Here is a 325-nt window from a genome sequence, read left to right on the forward strand (position 1 = left end):
CGCCTGCCCGCCGAGCTTGCCTTCGGTACCGACCTCGCGAGCCACGCGTGTGACTTCCGAGGCGAATGAATTGAGCTGGTCTACCATCGTGTTGATGGTGTTTTTCAACTCCAAGATTTCGCCCTTCACGTCCACGGTAATCTTCTTCGAAAGGTCGCCTGACGCGACAGCCGTGGTGACCTCGGCGATGTTGCGGACCTGCCCAGTGAGATTGGTCGCCATGGCGTTGACGTTGTCAGTGAGGTCTTTCCAGGTGCCGGCCACGCCCTTCACCCGCGCGTTGCCCGCGAGGTGGGCACAGAAGGCAAGCTCGGCGGCCAAGCGC

The 325-nt window shown here is 61.8% G+C and carries 1 protein-coding gene; it reads right to left on the bottom strand.

The genetic code is table 11. From position 1 onward, the window contains the following. The coding region (locus EN852_RS37720; protein WP_135879831.1) for a HAMP domain-containing protein at positions 1 to 325 on the bottom strand (325 nt) is incomplete at both ends.

Source organism: Mesorhizobium sp. M2E.F.Ca.ET.209.01.1.1, assembly GCF_004010375.2.
Lineage (GTDB): Bacteria > Pseudomonadota > Alphaproteobacteria > Rhizobiales > Rhizobiaceae > Mesorhizobium.